Annotated in this window: 17 protein-coding genes; 14 read left to right on the top strand and 3 right to left on the bottom strand. The window is 75.7% G+C overall.

The genetic code is table 11. The features are described from left to right. Nucleotides 1–16 precede the first annotated feature (16 nt). The 3 genes from ABZW10_RS17730 to ABZW10_RS17740 all read right to left on the bottom strand — a co-directional run bounded on the left by ABZW10_RS17730 (nucleotide 17) and on the right by ABZW10_RS17740 (nucleotide 2,639). Nucleotides 17–1,204: an MBL fold metallo-hydrolase gene (locus ABZW10_RS17730; RefSeq protein WP_355366066.1), complete on the bottom strand. Its 1,188-nt coding sequence runs from the start codon at nucleotides 1,202–1,204 to the stop codon at nucleotides 17–19. 297 nt (nucleotides 1,205–1,501) lie between these two features. Beyond that, nucleotides 1,502–1,954, bottom strand: coding sequence for a MaoC family dehydratase (locus ABZW10_RS17735; RefSeq protein WP_355365988.1), 453 nt, complete (start codon nucleotides 1,952–1,954; stop codon nucleotides 1,502–1,504). Nucleotides 1,955–2,207: 253 nt separating this feature from the next. Further along, nucleotides 2,208–2,639, bottom strand: a complete 432-nt coding sequence (locus tag ABZW10_RS17740) for a pyridoxamine 5'-phosphate oxidase family protein (RefSeq protein ID WP_355365991.1) — start codon at nucleotides 2,637–2,639, stop codon at nucleotides 2,208–2,210. Nucleotides 2,640–3,029: 390 nt separating this feature from the next. Between ABZW10_RS17740 and ABZW10_RS17745 the strand changes: the two genes are divergently transcribed. From ABZW10_RS17745 to ABZW10_RS17810, 14 genes are all read left to right on the top strand, one after another. Next, entirely contained in the window at nucleotides 3,030–3,932 is a 903-nt protein-coding gene (locus ABZW10_RS17745; RefSeq protein WP_355365994.1) for a hypothetical protein, read from the top strand. A 283-nt stretch (nucleotides 3,933–4,215) separates the two neighbouring features. After that, nucleotides 4,216–4,695 (top strand): hypothetical protein, encoded by a 480-nt coding sequence (locus ABZW10_RS17750; RefSeq protein ID WP_355365997.1) that lies wholly within the window; start codon nucleotides 4,216–4,218, stop codon nucleotides 4,693–4,695. A 242-nt stretch (nucleotides 4,696–4,937) separates the two neighbouring features. Continuing rightward, nucleotides 4,938–5,633: a hypothetical protein gene (locus ABZW10_RS17755; RefSeq protein WP_355366000.1), complete on the top strand. Its 696-nt coding sequence runs from the start codon at nucleotides 4,938–4,940 to the stop codon at nucleotides 5,631–5,633. A 64-nt stretch (nucleotides 5,634–5,697) separates the two neighbouring features. Beyond that, nucleotides 5,698–6,603, top strand: a complete 906-nt coding sequence (locus ABZW10_RS17760; protein WP_355366003.1) for an SAF domain-containing protein — start codon at nucleotides 5,698–5,700, stop codon at nucleotides 6,601–6,603. 1 nt (nucleotide 6,604) lies between these two features. Further along, a complete protein-coding gene (locus ABZW10_RS17765) occupies nucleotides 6,605–7,912 on the top strand; it encodes a hypothetical protein (RefSeq protein WP_355366006.1) in 1,308 nt (435 codons plus the stop codon). After that, complete coding sequence (locus ABZW10_RS17770) at nucleotides 7,902–9,578, top strand: CpaF/VirB11 family protein (protein ID WP_355366009.1); 1,677 nt, start codon at nucleotides 7,902–7,904, stop codon at nucleotides 9,576–9,578. Before ABZW10_RS17765 ends, ABZW10_RS17770 begins: the two co-directional genes overlap by 11 nt. Beyond that, the gene (locus ABZW10_RS17775) at nucleotides 9,575–10,612 is read left to right on the top strand and encodes a type II secretion system F family protein (RefSeq protein ID WP_355366012.1); all 1,038 of its coding nucleotides are present in this window, start codon (nucleotides 9,575–9,577) and stop codon (nucleotides 10,610–10,612) included. Before ABZW10_RS17770 ends, ABZW10_RS17775 begins: the two co-directional genes overlap by 4 nt. After that, nucleotides 10,609–11,487, top strand: a complete 879-nt coding sequence (locus tag ABZW10_RS17780) for a hypothetical protein (RefSeq protein ID WP_355366015.1) — start codon at nucleotides 10,609–10,611, stop codon at nucleotides 11,485–11,487. The genes ABZW10_RS17775 and ABZW10_RS17780 overlap by 4 nt, the downstream gene beginning before the upstream one ends. Before the next feature lie 60 nt (nucleotides 11,488–11,547). Continuing rightward, nucleotides 11,548–11,826 (top strand): hypothetical protein, encoded by a 279-nt coding sequence (locus ABZW10_RS17785; protein ID WP_355366018.1) that lies wholly within the window; start codon nucleotides 11,548–11,550, stop codon nucleotides 11,824–11,826. Nucleotides 11,827–11,864: 38 nt separating this feature from the next. Beyond that, entirely contained in the window at nucleotides 11,865–12,242 is a 378-nt protein-coding gene (locus tag ABZW10_RS17790; RefSeq protein WP_355366021.1) for a TadE family protein, read from the top strand. Further along, nucleotides 12,239–12,742 (top strand): TadE/TadG family type IV pilus assembly protein, encoded by a 504-nt coding sequence (locus tag ABZW10_RS17795; RefSeq protein ID WP_355366024.1) that lies wholly within the window; start codon nucleotides 12,239–12,241, stop codon nucleotides 12,740–12,742. Before ABZW10_RS17790 ends, ABZW10_RS17795 begins: the two co-directional genes overlap by 4 nt. 158 nt (nucleotides 12,743–12,900) lie before the next feature. Continuing rightward, a complete protein-coding gene (locus ABZW10_RS17800; protein WP_355366027.1) occupies nucleotides 12,901–13,377 on the top strand; it encodes a hypothetical protein in 477 nt (158 codons plus the stop codon). After that, entirely contained in the window at nucleotides 13,377–17,462 is a 4,086-nt protein-coding gene (locus ABZW10_RS17805; protein ID WP_355366030.1) for a LysM peptidoglycan-binding domain-containing protein, read from the top strand. The genes ABZW10_RS17800 and ABZW10_RS17805 overlap by 1 nt, the downstream gene beginning before the upstream one ends. Before the next feature lie 464 nt (nucleotides 17,463–17,926). After that, nucleotides 17,927–18,735 (top strand): IS5 family transposase gene (locus tag ABZW10_RS17810; protein WP_355366033.1). Its coding sequence is split into 2 segments (ribosomal slippage): nucleotides 17,927–18,266 and nucleotides 18,266–18,735, totalling 810 coding nucleotides; the frame shifts between segments, so codons are not numbered across the junction. Nucleotides 18,736–18,806: the final 71 nt, after the last annotated feature.

An 18,806-nucleotide genomic window follows, 5' to 3' on the forward strand; every position in this document is an offset into this window, starting at 1 on the left:
CGAGGGCGCGGCCCGCTCAGACCGGCACGCCGTCGCCCTCGGCCGCCGCCCGGGGCCGCGACCCGTCGGCCGTGCCGGCCGGGCCGTCCGGCACCACCAGCGCCGCGCCCTCCCGGGGCGGCGCGGCCACCGCCCGCCACCAGCGCCGCAGCGCGGGTGGCTCGGCCGGCTCGAAGGGCTTGCCGGGACGCGGCACCGCCAGCCGCGCGCCCTGCGCCCGCGCGGCGGCGACCACCCGTTCGGCGGGCTCCTCCCACGGGTGCGGGGCGAGGTTGAAGGTGCACCAGTGGATCGGCAGCAGCACGTCGCCGCTCAGGTCGAGGTGGGCCCGCACGCCCTCCTCGGGCGTCATGTGGACGTCGGGCCAGAAGTCGCTGTAGGCGCCGACCTGCATCATCGTCGCGTCGAACGGGCCGAGCCGGCGGCCGATCTCGGTGAAGCCGGCGAAGTAGCCGGTGTCCCCGCTGTGGAAGACGGTGCGCCCGCCCCCGGCCACCACCCAGGACGCCCACAGGAAGAGCGGGCTGGTGCGCGGACCGCGGCTGCAGTAGTGGCGGGCGGGCGTGGCGGTCAGGGTGAGGCCGGCCACCTCGGCCGACTCCCACCAGTCGAGCTCGACGATCCGCTCGGCCGGCACCCCCCAGTGCTCCAGGTGCGCCCCGACGCCGAGCGGGACGGCGAACGCCGCGCCGGTGCCGATCAGGGCCCGGACGGTGGCCATGTCGAGGTGGTCGTAGTGGTCGTGGGAGACGGCGACCACGTCGACCGGGCCGAGTTCGGCGAGCGGCAGCGGCACCGGGTGGAGGCGCTTGGGACCGGTCCAGGAGAACGGGGAACAGCGCTCGCCCCAGACCGGGTCGAACAGCACCCGTCGGCCGCCGATCTCGGCGAGCACCGTGGCGTGGCCGAGCCAGGTGAGCCGCAGGCCGGAGGCGGGCGGTTCGGCGAGGTCGGCCGGGAGCAGCCGGTGCAGCGGCACGGCGGCGGCGGGCGTGCGCCGGGCCCGGTCGGCCGCCAGCTGGGCGCGGGCGATCTCCAGCGGGCTGCGCGTGGAGACCAGTCGGCGGGTCGGTACGGGGTTGCGGAAGGCGCCGTCGGTGAACTGGGGCGAGTGGCGGATCCGGGCGAGCCGTTCGCCGCGCGGCTCGGCGCCGAAGGCGTCCGTCCGGACCTGGTGCCAGGCCGCCCGGGGCAGTTCGGCCAGGTGGGCGGACGTGCCCAGGGCGGAGGTCGCCGAGGCCGCGGCGGAGGCCGCGGCGGACGTCGCCGCGGAGGCCACGGTCGAGGTCAGGCCGAGGACGCGGGAGTACCACGGGGCGGCTGGGCGGGGCACGGCACCTCCAAGGACGGCAACGGATACCTGGCATGCCGGGGCACGGACCGTGCCGACCAGAGCGCCGGTTCGGTACGACGACCATCTCGTCGGAGATTACTCGCGGTCGGCGCTCCGGACCCGGCGAGCGGCGGCCGCCCTCCGCCGACCAGGGGCCTTCCCCCGTGGTCAGGCGTAGAAACGGGTGATCGTCTCCGCGACGCAGTGCGGCTTGGCGCTCTCCGCGCTGGTGATGGTGAACCGGACCACCGCCTGCACGCCCCCGGGCACCTCGGTGGCCGAGACCAGCTCGGCCGTCGCCCGGATCGCCGTGCCCACCGGCAGGGGGGCGGGGAAGCGGACCTTCTCCGATCCGTAGTTGAGGGCCATCCGCACGCCCTCGACGCCGTAGCACTCCTTGGCCAGCACCGGGATCATCGACATCGTCAGGTAGCCGTGCGCGATGGTCGAGCCGAACTGGCTCTCCTTCGCCCGCCGCGGGTCGACGTGGATCCACTGGTGGTCGCCGGTCGCCTCGGCGAACAGGTCGATCCGGGCCTGCTCGACGGTGTGCCACTGGCTGGTGCCCAGCTCGGTGCCGACGGCGGCGGTCAGCTCGGCGAGGGATGCGAAGGTCGTCACGGGGGCACTCCTGGGGCAGGCGGGACGGTCGGCGGTGCGGCGCTGCTGCGAACTCCGCAGAGTATGCCTACTCGTCGGTCACCTGTCAGGGGCTTCCCCGGAACGGCCCGGGAACGGTCGACGGCCCTCGAACCGGCGTTCCCCGGGGCGGCCGGCGGGGTTCACGCGTGCGGTTCCGGAGTGCCGTCCGGGGGTGCGGTTCAGCGAGTACCGCCCGGGCGTGCGGCCCGGGCGTGCGGCCCGGGCGCGCGGTTCAGGAGTGCGGGACGGGGCGGCCGGCCGCGGTCAGCCGGCGGCCGCTGATCAGTTCGGGCACCAGCGAGACGAACATCGGGTCCGGATCGCCGACCCAGGGCCGCAGACCCGAGCGCAGGGCGCGGCGGACCAGCTCCGGATCGCGCAGGACGTCCGCCCGGCCGTGCACCAGCACGCTCCAGCCGGTCCGGGTGACCGGGTCCACCTGGTCGGCCTGGAAGGCGACCACGGTGCCGTCCAGCCCGCGCGCGGTCGCACTGCCCCGGCGCACGGCCAGCAGCAGGCGCCCGTCCGGCGCGACCTCGAAGGAGACCGGCAGGACGGCCGGCAGCGCGTGCTCGGTGTACACCACGCGTCCGACGGGCACGGTGCTGAGCAGGCGCAGGCACGTGTCCGCGCCGAGTTCCTCCAGGGGATCGTCACGCTCCATGGGTCCGATGGTCCCGCGTCCCGGCGCGTTCCGACAGGGCCCATGGTCCCTGTACGACAGGGCCTTGCGGCCGTCCCGGGGCACCGGGGGAGGGGCCGGGGAGGGCCGCGGGGAGGGGCCCGGGGAGCGGCGGGAAGCCGATCGCACGGCGGCCGGACGTGGGATCCGGCCCCGGAACGCAGGCGGAAGGCCGACCGCGACGGCGCGGGACGGTAGCCTGCCCGGCGGTGGCACCGGGGCGCGCCGGGCGTGCCGGGACCTGAACGGCGCCGCCCGAGAAGGCCGGACGGCGCGCGGGGCAGGGCCGGAGCGAACGGCGCGGCGCACGGTGCGGTGGATGGCGGAACGGTTCGGCGGCCCCGGAAGACCGGGGCCGGGCAGGAGGGGGCGGTGCGGGTGGTTAGCGGCTTCGATCTGGTGGTCATCGGGGCGGACGGCGGGCCGGACCGCGCCTTCGGCGGGTCCGCGCAGGCCGCCGAGGGCGCCCGCGCACTGGCCGAGGTGCTGCCGGGGATGTGCTTCGACGCCGGCGCGGCCGGCAGCCGGGTCGCGGTCGTCGACCCCGGCGCGGACGCCAACACCATGCTCACCGCCGTCCGGGAGGCCGCCGCCCGTCCGGGCCGCTGGCTGCTGGTCTGCCTGGTGGGCCAGTTGGTGGCGGACCCGCGCGGCCGCCGGCTCGCCCTGGTGACGGCGGGCTCCACCGCCGACAACGCCTACCGGCGCGGGCTGGCCTGGGACTGGGTGGTCAGCGCGATGGTGCACGGCGACCAGGAGGAGGCGCTGCTGCTGGTCGACGCGGTGGTGGACAAGGACACCTGGGCGGCGCTGGAGCGCGGCGGCGGCGAGGACGGCGCGGGCGAACTGCTCAGCTACTCGCGCGTCCCGCTCTGGGGCCGGATCGGCCGGCACGCACCCGGCCGCTACACCCCTGGCCGGCGCGGCCGGGACGCCGTCCTGCCGGGCGGCCCCGGCTCGTTCAGCCAGTCGCTCACCACGGTGCTGCGCCAGGGCGTGCCGGGCGCGCCCGCGGCGGTCGGACCGCACGAACTGCAGCCGGCCGTCGGCGCGCTGCTCGACGGCGGCGCCCCGCACGACGCCGGTGGAGCCGGTGTGCCGTCGAACCAGCCCGACGCGCCGGGTGTGCGCCTGCTCGTACCGCCGGAGGGCGGGCGCCTTCTGATGCGCAATCGGGCGGCGGTTCGGGGGGCATTGGCCGGATTGTCGCTTTCCGAGGAACTGTTGGCCCTTCTGTGGCGGGAAAGTGCTCCGACGGATCCTCCCTCCGCGTAAGGTCAGGGGGCCCCAGGTGTTGCCGTGAAGGCCCGGTTTGGCGAAGAATCGATCCCCGCGGGGGGAACACCGGCGGCACGGCGGAGTTCTTCTGGCGGCCCCGGTCCACACCCGGGGTCGGCTGCGACGAGGTGGGGCGATGCGGCAGCGCGGAATGGTGTTGCGCCCTGGGGCCGTTGGGGCCGGGGGGCTGGTTCTGGCGTTGCTGCTGGGCGGTTGCGCGAGCAGCGGGGCCGATGGTTCCACCGATCGCCTGGGGACGACTGCGCCCACGGTCGCGGGGGTGAGCGCGCTCCCTCCTTCGGGTGGTTCCGCAAACGTCGGGAACGCGCCGACCGACGGCCCCGAAGGGGCCGCCGCCAGATCGGCTCTGAGCACCTATCAGGACTGGTGGCAGGCTCAGGCGGAAGCGTTCGGACAAGCCGACTCGGACGGTTCCCGATTCGACACCTTCGCTTCAGGGAAGGCGCTGACCGAGGCGCTGGTGAATCTCCGTCAGTTGCACGAAGCCAAACTTGTGATGACGGGTGAGCCGCGGACTTCCGCGGTGGTGAAGTCCGTCGACCTGAACGCAGATCCGAACACCGCCGTGATCGAGGACTGCCTGGACGTGTCCGGGTGGCACCAGGCGGACGCCGTCACGCTCGCGGTGAAGGATCCGCCCGACCGGCTCAACCGGTACGTGGCGACCGTTTCCCTGCGACTGTTCCAGACGCGCTGGCTGATCAACGAGTTCAAGCGGGAGGTGGGACGCACATGCTGAAACCGGTACGGCGATTGGTGATCGGCACGCCGTTGTTCGCCGGATTACTCCTGGCGCCGGCGGGTCCCGCGGCGGCTGATCCCACCCCCGCGGACACGGGGGGCGCCACGCACTGCGAGAACACCGTCATCTGCACGGGCGGCGGCCACGCCGGCAGCACACCGCCTCCTTCGGGCGGTGGCGGCGGAGGGGGAGGAGGCGGCACCTCGGGGCCGCAGCTCTGCGTCTGGAACGGTCAGGTCTTGGCCTGCACCGACCCCGAGCTGGGCTGGTTCAGTGCCACCGACGGCTGCTACTACCGGGTCATCAACCCGCAGCCCGAGGCGGGGGATACGCGCTGGGATGGCCACGACCCCAAGGACGGGGCGGTCTACAACGTGACCTGCCGCTCCTCCGACGGCTCGATCAGCCCGCCTGCGGCGAGGTTCCTCGCCCAGGCACCCGTGCCGGCGCCGCCGGATCCGGGCGCCACGGCCGCCGCCTACGTCAAGGACCGGCTGGAGTTCAAGCCCCCCGTGCTCGGGGTCGCCCCCAAGAAGGACCCGGTGGTGGGCGGCAACGTCTGGCTCTGGCTGGCGGACCCGAAGAAGCCGGCCACGGAACCGCTGCACGCCGGCAGCCTCACGGTGACGGTCACCCCCCGGGTGGCCTCGGTGAAGTGGGACCTCGGCGACGGGACCAGCGTGACCTGCAAGGGCGCCGCCGCGGTCGGCACCCCGTACGACGTCAAGTACGGCGCCGGCCCGTCGCCCACCTGCGGCCACGTCTTCAAGACCGGCTCGGGCACCAAGAAGAACGGCCTGTTCACCGGCGACGTCGAGGTCGTGTGGATGAACGACGTGACGGTGTCCGACGGCACGAAGGTCAACCCGATCGAGATCCGGGTCTACGTGCGGAACGTCAGCTACCGGGTCGCCGAGGTCCAGGTCCTCAACTAGCCCGCCGGACACGGCGGCACGCGCAGCACATCCCGACGAACGATCCGAGGAAGGCCGAAGCCCGGTGGAGAACCGTACAGTTGCCACGCCCGGCCCCGGCGCGTCCGCCACGGCGACCGCGGCCACCGCCGCGACCGCCCCGGTGGCCGTGCCGGAGCAGCGGCGCGGGGTTCCGCGCGCGCCCGGGCGGACGCTCGGCGCGCGGCGCCGGCGCCCCGCCGTGCTGGCGATGGCGGTGGCGCTGATAGCCGCCGGCGGGCTCGGCGGCGCGGTGCTGTACAACAGCACCGGTCAGCGGGTCGCGGTGCTGGCGCTCGCCCGGGACGTGCCGTGGGGGCAGGTGCTGAGCGAGTCCGACCTGGTGGTCGTCCGGATCGCGAGCGACCCGGCGCTCAAGCCGCTGGACGCCGCCGACCGGACCAAGGCGATCGGGATGCGGGCCACCACCGACCTCCACCGGGGCGGGCTGCTCACCAAGTCCGACCTCGCGCAGTCGCTCGTCCTCAACCCCGGGCAGCTGCTGGTCGGCGTCTCGGCCCGGCGCACCCAGCTGCCGGCCACCCGGCTCCAGTCGGGCCAGCCGGTGATCATCGTCTACACCCCGGACGGCTCGCGGGCCGAGACGCTGGCCGCCACCGTCTACACCGTGGGCCGGGTGGACACCGACGGCAGCCAGGTCTTCGACGCCGTGGTCGACCAGGCGGACGCCGGCAAGCTCGCCGCGTGGGTGGCCACCGGGCGGATCCAGGTCGTGGTGGCGCCGCGTGCGGCGGCCGGTGCGCCCGCTCCCGCGGCGGGCGCTCCTTCGGCGGGTGCTCCCACCGCAGGGGCACCGGCCACGGGCGCACCGGCCACCGGGGCCGCGGCCTCCGGCGCTCCGGCCGCCGGTGCCCCGGCCTCCGGGGTCCCCGCCGCCGGCCGTCCCGCGACGTCGGCGGCCGGTGCCCCGACCGGGGCGGGTGGGAACTGACATGGCCGTCATCGCGGTGGTCGGCGCTCCGGGGGCACCCGGCGCGACCACGACGGCGCTGGCGCTGCTGCTGGCCTGGCCGCTGCAGCCCGGCCGCCGCATCCTGCTCGTCGAGTGCGACCCGGACGGCGGCGCCGTCCTGGCCGGCGCCCTGGAGGGCCGGGTCGAGGCGGTCTACGGGCTGCGCAACCTCGCGGTGGCCGACCGGCGCGGGCTGCTCGCCCAGGGCCTCTGGGAGCAGCTGATCGACATCTCGCCGGACGGCAACGCCGAGCGCCTGCTGCTGCCCGGCCTCACCGACCCGGTCCAGGCCCCCGGCCTCGCCTACACCTGGGAGCCGCTGGTGGAGGTGCTGCGCGGGCTGGAGCCGCAGGGCTACGACGTGATCCTCGACCTCGGCCGTTCCGGCGCGACCGGCACCAGCGCGGTGCTGGCCCGCCGGGCGGACGTGGTCGCCGCCACGGTGCGCACCACTCTGCGCGGGCTGAGCGCCGTCCGGCCCCGGCTGGCCGCGCTGGCCGAGGACCTCGCCACGGCGGGCACCGGCTCGGACGCGCTGGGCCTGCTGCTGATCACCGAGGGGCCCTACTCGGGGGCCGAGGTGTCCCGGGAGCTCGGGCTGCCGGTGCTCGGGACGCTGCCGCACGCGCAGCGCACGGCCCGGGTGCTGTCGGACGGCGGGGACGTCACCGACCGGCGGTTCATCCGCTCGGAGCTGATGCGGACGGCGCGTTCGGCGGCGGACGAGATCCAGTTGACGGTCCGTCGGCGGCGGCAGCGGCTCGCGCCCGCCCAGGCGCAGCCCGCGCAGCTCACGGCGGCGCCGCCGGCCCCGGCGCCGGGACCGGCCGCCCCGGCCGCCGGGTACGACTACGCCCACCCGGGGCCGGTCGGGCCGGTCGGGCCGACACAGCCCGCGCCGCCGTCCGGGCCGTCGTACCAGCAACAGCCCCAGCAGCAGTCGCAGCAACAGCAGTCCCACCCACAGTCCCAGCAGCAGCCGTACGGCCCGGTGCCGCCGGTGATCACCACCGGTCCGGTGGCGCCGCTCGCGGGGCTGGCGCCGCAGCCGGCCGCCCCCGCGCCGTTCCCCGGGCACGGCGCGCCGCCGCACCCGGGCGCGGACGCCGCCGCCCAGCGGTACCCGAACGCCCAGTCGTACCCGAACGCCCAGCCGTACCCGGGCCCGCAGCCGTACCCGGGACAGCCCCACCCGAACGCGCAGCCGTACCCAGGCCCGCAGCCGTACCCGAACGCCCAGCCCCACCACCACGAGCCCGTCGACGGGGAGGTGCTCCGTGCGCGGTAGCCCGCTGCACCAGCAGCCCGCCACCGACCCTGCGGCGCTGCCCTGGACGACGCCGCTGCCCGGCCCGGTCCACCCGCTGACACCCGGCCGGGTCACCCCGTCCGGCCCGCCACCGGCACAGCCGCAACCGCAGTCACAACCGCAGCCGCAGTCACAACCGCAGGCCCAGCCGCGACCGCAGGCCGCCGCGGCCCACGTGCACGCCCAGGCACAGCCGCAGGGCCCCACCGCCGTCCCCTCCCAGCTGCCCTCGCTCGACCTGCGCGGCGCCGGCACCCGCGCGGCCGTCGATCCGCAGGTCGCGCGCGAGATCAAGCGCCAGGTCGCCGCCGAACTGCACCAGCAGATCACCCGGCTGACCGCCGGTTCCGGCACCGAGCCCGACCGCGCCACCCGCCGCCAGCGCGGTCGCGCGCTGATCGAGGAGGCCGTCGCCCGCTGGTCCGACGCCTACGCGCAGACCCACGGCATCCCGCCGACCCGGGACCAGGACCGCGCGCTCGCCGAGGCCGTCTTCGACCTGCTGTTCCGGGCCGGCCGGCTCCAGCCCTACCTCGACGACCCGGAGATCGAGAACATCCTGATCAACGGCTGCGACGACGTCTGGGTCTCCCGGGTCCACCAGCCGCTGCGCCAGGTCCCGCCGGTCGCCGACAGCGACGCCGAACTCGTCGAGCTGCTCCAGGACCTCGCCCGCCAGCACGGCGGCGGCGAGCGCACCCTGTCCACCGCCAGCCCGACCCTCGCCCTGCGCCTGGAGGGCGGCATGCGCCTCCAGGCGCTCACCGAGGTCACCCCCCGCCCGTACGTGGCGATCCGCCGCCACCGGGTGGCCTCGGCGACGCTGCCCGAGATGGTCCGGCTCGGCACCCTGGACACCACCCTCGCCGAGTTCCTGGCCTCGGCCATCCGGGCCCGCAAGAACGTGATGATCACCGGCACCCAGGGCGTCGGCAAGACCAGCCTGCTGCGCGCGATGGCCGCCGAGATCCCGCCGGACGAGCGGATCGGCACCCTGGAGTCGGAGTTCGAGCTCTGGCTGCACACCCTCGGCCACCTGCGCCAGGTCGTCCCGATGGAGGCCCGCGAGGGCAACGGCGAACGGGTGGACGGACGTTCGGCGGGCGAACTGACCATCGGCGACCTCATCCCGGCCGCGCTGCGGATGACGCTCTCGCGGATCATCGTCGGCGAGGTCCGCTCCGGCGAGGTCGTCCCCATGCTGCGCGTCATGACCAACGGCGAGGGCGGCTCGATGTGCACCCTGCACGCACGCGGCCCGCACATGGTCGTCGACCGCATCGCGGAACTCTGCCTGGAGTACGGCTCGCACATGACCGACGCGCTCGCCTACCGGCTCACCGCCAACGCGGTCGACCTCATCGTGCACGTGGCGATGGTCGACGAGACGGCCGTCGGCGGACGCCGGCACCGCTTCGTCTCGCACGTCCTGGAGGTCACCGGCCTCGGCGAGAGCGGCCGGCCGGCGCTGAACACCGTGTTCGGGCCGCGCCCCGACCTCGGCGAGCCGCGCGCCGTCCCGCACACCCCGCCGCAGTGCCTGGACGACCTGCGCCGGGCCGGCTTCGACGCCGCGCTGCTCGGCTCCCGGTACGGCGCCTGGGCCGCCCCGCTGCACCTGCGGATCGGCGGTGGGGCCCGATGATGCCGCTCTTCGTGCTCTGCGGACTGGCCCTCGCGGCCGGCCTGGTCGTCCTGGTGCTCTGGGCGCGCGGCAGCGAGCCGCCGGCGGAGGGGGCGGAAGCGGCGCCCAACCCGCTGGCCTCCCGGCTGCACGTGTTCTGGTACGGCGCGCCCGGCACCGCCTCGCACCGGGTCGCCCGGATCCGCCGCATCCAGCTGCCGATCGCGCTGATCGGGGCGCCGCTCGGCTGGCTGTTCACCGGCATCCCGCTGAGCGTGCTGCTGGTGCCGCTGGCGGTGTTCGGGCTGCCCTGGCTGTTCGACGCCACCCGCTCGGACACCGACCGGATCGAGCGGCTGGAGGCGCTCTCCGAGTGGACCCAGCGGATCGCCGACGTGCTGCTGCTCGGCGTCGGCCTCAACCAGGCGATCGTCACCAGCCGGCGCACCGCGCCCGCCGCGATCGAGGCCGAGGTCGGCGAGCTGGCCGCCCGGCTGCAGGCCCGCTGGCGCCCGGAGGAGGCGCTGCGCCTGTTCGCCGACTCCATGGCCGACGCCACCGCCGACAAGGTGCTCGCCGCGCTGCTGCTGCGGGCCGGGGACAGCGGGCCGGGCCTGGCCCGGGCGCTGGCCGACATGGCCGAGTCGGTGCGCGAGGAGGTCCGCCAGCGGCGCACCATCGAGGCCGACCGGGCCAAGCACCGCACCACCATCCGCTGGCTGGTCGGCATCATCCTGCTGGTCGTGGTGGTGGGCTCGTTCAACACCGAGTACACCCGCCCGTACGGCACGGTGCTCGGGCAGATCGTGCTCGGCATCGTCTGCGCGCTGTTCGTCGGGGTGATCGCCTGGATGCGGGCGCTGGCCTCGTACCCGCCCGTGCCGCGGCTGCTGGAGATGGACCGGCGCAGCCGTCCGGGCCGGGCACTACGGCGTCGGCGCGGTACGGGCGGCGTGGACGGTGCACAGGGCGCGGAGGGTGCGGACGGCGGGCCCGAACCCGGGTCCACAACCGGGGCCGACGCCGGCGCGCGACTGTTGGGGGAGGCGCGATGATCTCCCCGTGGTCCGTACTGGCCGGTGCCGTGGCGGCCGGCGGCGTCGCCATGCTGATCGCCGAACTCCGGCCCGCGCCGCCCGACCTGGGTCAGGCGCTGGACCGGCTGCACCGCACGCCCGCCGAGCGCGCCCCCGACCCGGACGAGCGGCCCCGCTGGTTCGACCGGATCGGCGAGCGCTCCGTCCACCTCCGCGGGGTGCGCGTCCCCGAGCGGGAACTCGCCCTGATCGGCCGCGCCCCGGCCCGGTTCATGGCGCACAAGCTGCTGTTCGCCCTGCTCGGCCTGGTGCTGCCGCCGTACTTCCTGGTGGCGGCGCTGCTGCTGGACGTGAACCTGCCGTTCGCGCTCCCGCTGCTGGTCGGGCCGCTGCTGGCGGGCATGCTCTGGTTCGTCCCGGACGCGATCGTGCGCGGCGAGGCCAAGGAGGCGCGGGTCGAGTACCTGCACGGCATCGCCGCCTACCTGGAACTGGTCGCGATGGAACGGGCCGCCGACCTCGGCCCGGCCGAGGCGCTGCGCCGGGCCGCGGCGGTCGGGCGCGGCGCGGTGTTCCGCCGGATCCGCGACGCGCTGGACCGGGCGGCCACCGACCGGCTGCCGCCGTGGGCCGGACTGGACGCGCTGGCCGTGGAGCTGGGCCTGACCCCGCTCCAGGACCTGGCCGACATCATGCGGATCTCCGGCACCGACGGAGCCGCCGTCTACGACACGCTGCGGGCCCGCGCCAAGGGCCTGCGCGGCGAGCTGATGGCCGAGGACCTCGCCAGGGCCAACGCCGACAGCGAGCGGATGGTCGCGCCGGGCTCGGCGCTGACCATGCTGATGACCGTCCTGATCATCTTTCCTGCGCTCTACAAGATGCTCAACTGAGAAGCACCGCCCCGGAGGCCGAAACCTCCGTCACCACATCTCACCCCTGGGAGCACTCTGATGAACGCTCATCTCAAAGCACTGCTCGGACGACTGGCCGGCGCGACCCTGCTGCCGCTCCAGTTCGCCATGATGTTGTTCCACTTCCGGATGGGCCGGGCCAAGGCGGCCCGGGCACGCGGCGACAAGGGCGCCATCAGCATCGAACTGGCGCTCGCCGTCATCGCGCTGGTGTTCATCGCGGGTCTGGTGACGTTCGCTCTGGTCGGCCTCAAGGACAAGGTCGTCGGCAAGGTCGGCGAGAACCCGGACTACCACGGGGAGAACGGCCCCAAGTGACCCTCCGTCGTCGCCTCCGCCGTTCCGACCGGGGGTCGATGAGCCTGAGCCTGGCCATCGTCTTCCCGATCGTCCTGATCCTGGTCCTGGCCGTCGCCCAGACCGGGCTGTGGTGGTACCACCGCCAACTCGCGCTGAGCGCTGCCCGCGAGGGCGTGGACGCCGGGCGGATCCAGGGGAACCGGAGCGACGAGCAGAAGAACGAGGCCGCGCGCCTGCAGGCCGCGGACTTCCTCGACCGGCAGGGGGACCGCGACCACCGGGTCCTCACGGACGGCAGCTCACCGGTGCTGATCCGGGTCACCGTGGAGGTGAAGGCGCCGGTGATCGTCCCGTTCATCACGCCGCCGACCGTGACCCAGTTCGCCGAGGCCCCGCGCGAGCGGTTCGTCCCGCCGGTGGTGGTGGGACCGTGAACGTTCCGCGTCGGCGGCGCCCGGCGCGCCCGGCCGGGTGGGGGCGGCGGTTCACCGTCCGCCGCGCCGCCCGGTCGGCGCGCGGGCGTGACGGCGGCAGCGCCGCCATCGAGGCGGCGATCATCGCGCCCGCCGTGGTCGCGCTGATCCTGGTCGCGGTCGCGGCCGGCCGGGTGCAGACCGCCGGCGGCACGGTGGAGGCGGCGGCCCGCTCCGCCGCCCGGACGGCGTCGCTGGCGCGCAGCGTCGACGGGATGGACGGCGCGGCGAAGGCCGCCGCCGAGCACGCGATGGAGCAGCAGGGCGTGCACTGCCGGACCAGCAAGGTGGAGGTCCGGCACGGCGAACTGGTCAGCCACGGGGCGACCTTGGCGACGGTCGAGGTGACGGTGCGGTGCGAGGTCGGGCTGGGCGATCTGATCAGCGGGCCGGACGTGCCGCTGACGAAGACGCTCACCGGCCGGTTCGTCTCGGTGGTCGACCGGTACCGGGGCCAGTGAGGCGTGGACGGGGTGGAGATGTGTCAGGTCGTGGGTCGGGTGGTGACGGGGTCGTGAGCACGAGCGGGCCGGACGGGGATTGGGGAGCCGTCGGGCGGGGGAGACGCATGCGGAGGGCGCCCGGGGGAGGGCGGACGGACCGGTGGGGAGGGAACGCCATGGCACGCGGACGCGCGGTGCGGCGGTTCCGTCGCGCCCGGCTCGGCGGGCCGCTCGGCGGGCGTGACGACCGGGGCGCGCTGTCGATCTTCGTCGCCATGTGCGCGGGCTACGTGGTGCTGGTCATCGCGCTGGTCATCGACGCCGGCGGCAAGCTGCGGCTGGCGGAGCAGGTGGACGGCTACGCCCAGGAGGCCGCCCGGGTGGGCGGTCAACAGCTCGACGAGGCGGCCCTGTTGCAGGGCCAGGGGTACAAGGTGAAGCGGGCGTACGTCGAGGAGGCGGCCAACGGCTACCTCAAGCTGTACGGGCTGAGCACCTCCAAGGTGGATTTCCTGGACGGCGGCGCCACCGTCGAGATCACGGTGCAGGCCGAGTTCCGTCCCGTCATGCTGGGCGAGCTCGCGAAGCGGAAGGTCACGGGCAAGGGGAGAGCCACCCTCGTCCACGGAGTCAAGGAAGCGGAGACCGACTGATGGCCGCGCCACGCGTCAAGGACCAGACCCGTGCCGGGCGTCCGGCCCGGGGTGTGCCCGCCACCCCCGCGTCCGGCCGGCGGCCGGCGTCGCAGCCGTCCCATCGGGCGGGCGGCGGCGGACGGGGCCGGGGCGGCGCCGTGCTCGCCGCGCTCGCGGCCCTGATCACCCTGCTCGGCCTGCTCGTCGGCGTCCCCGCGCTGCTGCTGTACGGCACCGCGGCGGTGGCCGACATGGGCCCGGTCGCCCCCGACGGCCTCGGCTCGCTGCTGACCAGCCCCGACGACGGGCGGCTGTTCCTGTGGCTGCTGGTCGTGGTCGGCTGGGTCGGCTGGGCCTGCTTCGCGCTCTCCGTGCTGCTGGAGATCCCGGCGCAGCTGCGCGGCCGGGTGGCCCGGCGGATCCCGGCCTTCGGCTGGAGCCAGCGGGCCGCGGCCGGTCTGGTCGGCGCGGTGATCGCCCTGCTGCCGGTGGCCGGTGGGGCCTTCGCGGCCACCGCCGAGCACGTGCCGTCGGCCACCGCCGCGACGGCCCAGGTGACGGCCGGTGTGCAGCGCGCCGCGCTGACGGCCGCGCAGGACGCGCCGTCGATCGCGCCCGCCGCCGACGCGCAGGCGAGCTACACGGTGCGCGACAGCCGGCCCGCCGACAGCCTCTGGTCCATCGCCGAGCGCCAACTGGGCTCCGGGGAGCGGTGGACGGAGATCGCCAAGCTCAACGACGGCCGGACGATGGACGATTCGGGCACCCGGTTCGACGCGGACCGGCCGATCCACCCCGGGTGGAAGCTGCTGATGCCGGCGGACGCCAAGCCCGACGCGGCCCCGGCCCCGGCCCCCGCGCCCGCACCGGCCCAGGCCCCGGCCGGGACGCCGCAGACCGATGCGTCCGGCGGTGGCGGCGGTGCCGGCGGTGGCGGCGGCGCGGCCCAGGGCGGCGGCACCGTCACCGTCAAGGAGGGCGACAGCCTCTCGGCCATCGCCGAGCGGGCGATGGGGGACGCCGAGGCCTGGCCGCAGCTGTTCGAGGCCAACAAGGGCGCCCAGGCGCCGGACGGCGAGCGGCTCACCGACCCGGACGTCGTGGCGCCGGGCATGGTGCTCACCCTGCCCGGTACGCCCGCCCAGACCCCCGCGCCCGCCCCGGCGCCGGCCCCCGACCAGGCGCCCGCGCCGACCGCGGAGCAGGCCCCGCCGCCCGCCCCGACCCCGCCGCCGCCCGCGCCGGGCACCCAGGCGCCCGCCGCCGAGGCGCCCGCGCCCGCTGCCCAGGCCCCCGCGCAGACCCCGGCGCCCGGCCAGCCGTCCGCGCCCGCCGCGCAGACCGACGCCCAGGCGCCCGCCGCCCACGCCGAGCAGGCCCCCGACGACGACTACACCGTGGCCCTCGCCGCCTCGACCGTCGGCGTGCTGCTCGCCGCGATCATGGTCGGCACCGTCGCCCGCAAGCGCGGCGGTCAGCTGCGCGGCCGCCGTCCCCGGCACCGCATCGCCCTGCCCACCGCCCCCGCCGCCGCCTTCGAGGCGGAGCTGAAGGCCCGCCAGGACGACGCCGGCCTCGACCTGCTCGACCGCGCCCTGCGCAGCATGGCCCGCAACACCGTGCGCGGCGGCAAGCGGCTGCCCGCGATCGTCGCCGCCCGGATCACCCCCGGCCGCACGGTCGAACTCCACCTCTCCGGGGCCGCCGCCCCCATCGCGCCGTTCCGCGCCGCCCACGCGCCCAACATCTGGTGGTGCGCCGCCGACTCCGACGGCCTGCTCTCGCCCGGCCAGGCCCGCAAGACCGCCGCCCCCTACCCGGCGCTGGTCACCCTCGGCTCGGCCGCCGACGGCTCGGTGGTCCTCGCCGACCTGGAGACCGTCCGGCTGCTGCACCTCTCCGGCCACCCGGACGACGCCCGCGACGTGCTGCGCACCCTCGCGCTGGAACTCGCCCACAGCCCGCTCGCCGACCGCCTCCACCTGCACCTGGTCGACCTCGCCGAGGAGGTGCCGATCAGCGGCCCCGCCGCTGAGCGGATCCACCGTCACACCACCCTGGAGGCCGCGCTCGCCGCCCTGGGCCCGCGCACCGCCAAGGCCCGCGCGACGCTGGTGGCCGCCGAGGCCGCCAGCCCCCGGGACGCCCGCAGTCGCGGCCTGGCCGACGAGTCCTGGGTCCCCGAGATCGTGCTCTGCGCCCACCAGCCCGGCGGGGAGGTCCCGGCGGAGCTGGGCCGGCTGCTCGACGCCCGCCCCCGCACCTGCGTCGCCGTGATCACCCGGGCGCCCGAGCGCGGCACCGGCCCGGTCGCCCGCTGGACCCTCCCGGCCACCGGCCAGGCCGTCATCCCCGGCCTGAACGTCTCCCTGGAGCTGCAGCGCCTGACCACCGGCCAGTACGAGCAGGTCACCGAGCTGCTCCGGAGCGCCGACGACACCACCCAGCACCCCGCCCCCGCCTGGACCCTGGACGGCGAGGAGCTGGAGCCCGCCGACCTGCCGGTGCCCGTCCCGGTGCTCGCCGGCGTCGGCGCCGCCGCGGGCCCGGGCGCGGACGGCCCGGCGGGCGGCTTCTCGCTCGCCGCGCTGGACGCCGCCCTGGGCGGGCCGGACGACGGGGACGACCCGGACGAGGATGCCGACGGCGGTCCCGGGGCGGCCGCGCCGCGGCTGCTGGCCCGGGTGATCGGCACCGGCGCCAGCCCGTTCGCGGGCGCCGGACCGGCCGCGCTGCCCGCCCCGCGCCACCTGATCAACGGGCTCGGCCGCCAGGCCGGCGCCGCCGCGGTGCCGACCGGACCGGCGGCCGCCTTCCCGGTCACCTTCCCGGTCGCGCCGGTGCCGGTGGAGTCGGCCGTGGGGCCGGTCGTGGAACCGGTCGCGGAACCGGTCGTGGAGCCGGCGACGGAGGATCCGGACGGGTCGGGCGGCTTCGACGGGGACGAGACCACGCAGAACCTCGGCCTGCCCGGGCCCGTCGCGCCTGTGGTTCCCGCTGCTCCTGGTGTTCCCGCTGCTCCTCCCGCTGAGCCCGCTGAGCCCGTCGCGCCCGTTCAGGCGGTGGCCCCGGTGGCCCCGGTGGCCCCGGCGCCCGCGCTCGACGCCGCGCCCGTCCCGGTGGCGATCCCCGCGCCCGCCCCGGTCCCCGCACCCGAGCGGGTCCCCGAGCCGGTGCCGACGCACGACCCGGCCCCTGCCCCCACGGCTGCCGACCCGCGCGTGCCCGCCCGCCCCGAGCCCGGCCCGGCCGCGTCCGCCCCGGTCGCCCGCACCACCTCCGGCCGCAGCGACAGCGACGACCTGCTCGCCATCCTCCGCTCCCCGGAGGCGCACGCCACCCGGGCCACCCCCCGGATCCGCCTGCTCGGCCCGGTCGACGTCGCGGGCACCGGCGGCAGCGCCGAACCCGGCGCGGTCGTCCGGCTCACCGAACTCGCCGCCTACCTGGCCCTGCGCCCCGGCGCCGACCACAACGCCCTCGACCACGACCTGCACCCCGGCGCGGCCCACCTCGACCCGCACCCCACCGCGGCCGGCGGCGGGAGCCCGCTGCCCGTCAAGCTCGCCGACCTGGCCGCCTGGCTGGGCACCGCCCCGGACGGCCGGCCGTTCCTGGCCACCGACTCGGCCGAGGGCTACACCTTCGCGCCGGCCGTCACCTGCGACTGGGACGAGTTCCGCAGCCTCTACCGGCGCGGCATGCGCAGCACCAGCGCCACCGCCGACGCGGCCCTCGCCCACGCCCTCGCCCTGGTCCGCGGCGCCCCGTTCGCCGAGGCCCCGCCGGCCGCCTACGGCTGGGCCGAGAGCGAGCGGCAGGACATGATCGCCGCGATCGTCGACACCGCCCACGAACTCGCCGCCCGCCGCCTCCAGTACGGCGACCACCGCAGCGCCGAGGCCGCCGTCTTCCGCGGCCTCGCCGTCGCCCCGGACGTCGAACTGCTGCACCGCGACCTGTTCTACGCCTACGCCTCCGCCGGCGCCCGCGACCAGCTCCTGCGCGCCGTCAACCGCCTCGACGCCCTCAGCCGCCGCACCGGCCGCGACCTGGACGCCGACACCGTGGCCCTCCTCCGCGACCTCCTCGCCGGCTCCTGACCCCCGGAGTAGGAAGTCGGTGTAGCCGACTTCCTACTGATCGTTTCAGAATGGGAGCTGCATCGGGGCCTGCCTCATGTCAGGAGGGTTCACCCAGTAGTGCTGCGACCCGCTGGGCGGCTTCGTCCGGTGGCAGCTCGGCTGGCCAGTGAAGTTGTTCAGCGTGGCCTCGGCTGGGGTTTTCATCGCGATCCAGGGGGATGAGCTGCCAGTCGTTGCCGTGCCGCCAGAACACGACCACCCCGTGAGGCCATGCAGGACAGCTGGTGGTCCACCAGAATGCTGTCCCGCGAGCTTCCTCGTGCCGCTCGTCGGGGCCGTGCCCGATTGCGGCGCAAGCTGCGGCGAAAGCGGCGTCGGCGGTACGTCGATCTTGCCAGAACCAAGCCACGGGCCGATGTTACCGATGGCCTCAGCGAGTCCGCGGTCTTGCGTCTGGCGATCTTGATCGCCAGGCTGTGCGGATGCTCGCTGATCTTGTTCCGGATGCCCTGCGGGAACGCGTGGCCCCGTTGCTGCCGCCCGCTCCCGAGCGTCGTCGTCGCCACCCTGGACGTCTTCGTGTTCCGGACCGGACGGCGCTCGCGGGCGTGTTGTACGTGCTGCGGACCGGCGTTGCTTGGCGCGACGTGCCGGTAGAGAGAGTGGGCTGCTCCGGAGTCACGGCCTGGCGCAGGCTGCGGGACTGGACCGAGGCCGGTGTGTGGCCCCGCCTGCACGAGGTGCTCCTGGCCGAGCTGCGGACGACGGGCCTGCTGGAGATGGACGACTGCGCGATCGACGGCTCCCACGTGCGGGCGCTCAAAGGGGGGCTCACATCGGACCTTCGCCGGTCGACCGGGCCCGGCCTGGCAGCAAGCACCACCTGATCGTCGACCGCCACGGCACCCCGATCGCCGTCACCCTCACCGGTGGCAACCGCCACGACGTCACACAACTTCTGCCGCTCCTGGAAGCCATTCCACACATCCGGGGCCTGCGAGGACGGCCACGCCGCCGGCCGCGCAGGCTGTTCGCCGACCGGGGCTACGACTTCGACAAGTACCGCCGCCTGCTGTGGAAGCGTGGGATCAAGCCGGTCATCGCCCGTCGCGGCGTCGCCCACGGCTCGGGCCTGGGCAAGACCCGCTGGGTCGTCGAGCGGACCTTCGCCTGGCTCCACCAGTTCAAACGCCTGCGCATCCGCTACGAGGTACGCGCCGACCTCCACCTGGGACTGCTCCAACTCGCCTGCAGCATCATCTGCCTGAGAAAGTGTTGGGTAATCGGGTGATCACTCGTTCTTGAGGTCGTCGGCGAGGCGGCGGGCTGCTTCGGTCTCGATGGGGCCGCGTGGTTCGATCT

It is taken from the genome of Kitasatospora sp. NPDC004723 (assembly GCF_040609255.1).
Classification (GTDB): Bacteria; Actinomycetota; Actinomycetes; order Streptomycetales; family Streptomycetaceae; genus Kitasatospora.

Bases quoted from the DNA above. Each gene is read 5' to 3' on its own strand.
- ABZW10_RS17740 (WP_355365991.1), bottom strand. From the start codon at position 2,639: ATGGAGCGTGACGATCCCCTGGAGGAACTCGGCGCGGACACGTGCCTG.
- ABZW10_RS17765 (WP_355366006.1), top strand. From the start codon at position 6,605: ATGGCCGTCATCGCGGTGGTCGGCGCTCCGGGGGCACCCGGCGCGACC.
- ABZW10_RS17775 (WP_355366012.1), top strand. From the start codon at position 9,575: ATGATGCCGCTCTTCGTGCTCTGCGGACTGGCCCTCGCGGCCGGCCTG.
- ABZW10_RS17780 (WP_355366015.1), top strand. From the start codon at position 10,609: ATGATCTCCCCGTGGTCCGTACTGGCCGGTGCCGTGGCGGCCGGCGGC.
- ABZW10_RS17785 (WP_355366018.1), top strand. From the start codon at position 11,548: ATGAACGCTCATCTCAAAGCACTGCTCGGACGACTGGCCGGCGCGACC.
- ABZW10_RS17790 (WP_355366021.1), top strand. From the start codon at position 11,865: ATGAGCCTGAGCCTGGCCATCGTCTTCCCGATCGTCCTGATCCTGGTC.
- ABZW10_RS17800 (WP_355366027.1), top strand. From the start codon at position 12,901: ATGGCACGCGGACGCGCGGTGCGGCGGTTCCGTCGCGCCCGGCTCGGC.
- ABZW10_RS17805 (WP_355366030.1), top strand. From the start codon at position 13,377: ATGGCCGCGCCACGCGTCAAGGACCAGACCCGTGCCGGGCGTCCGGCC.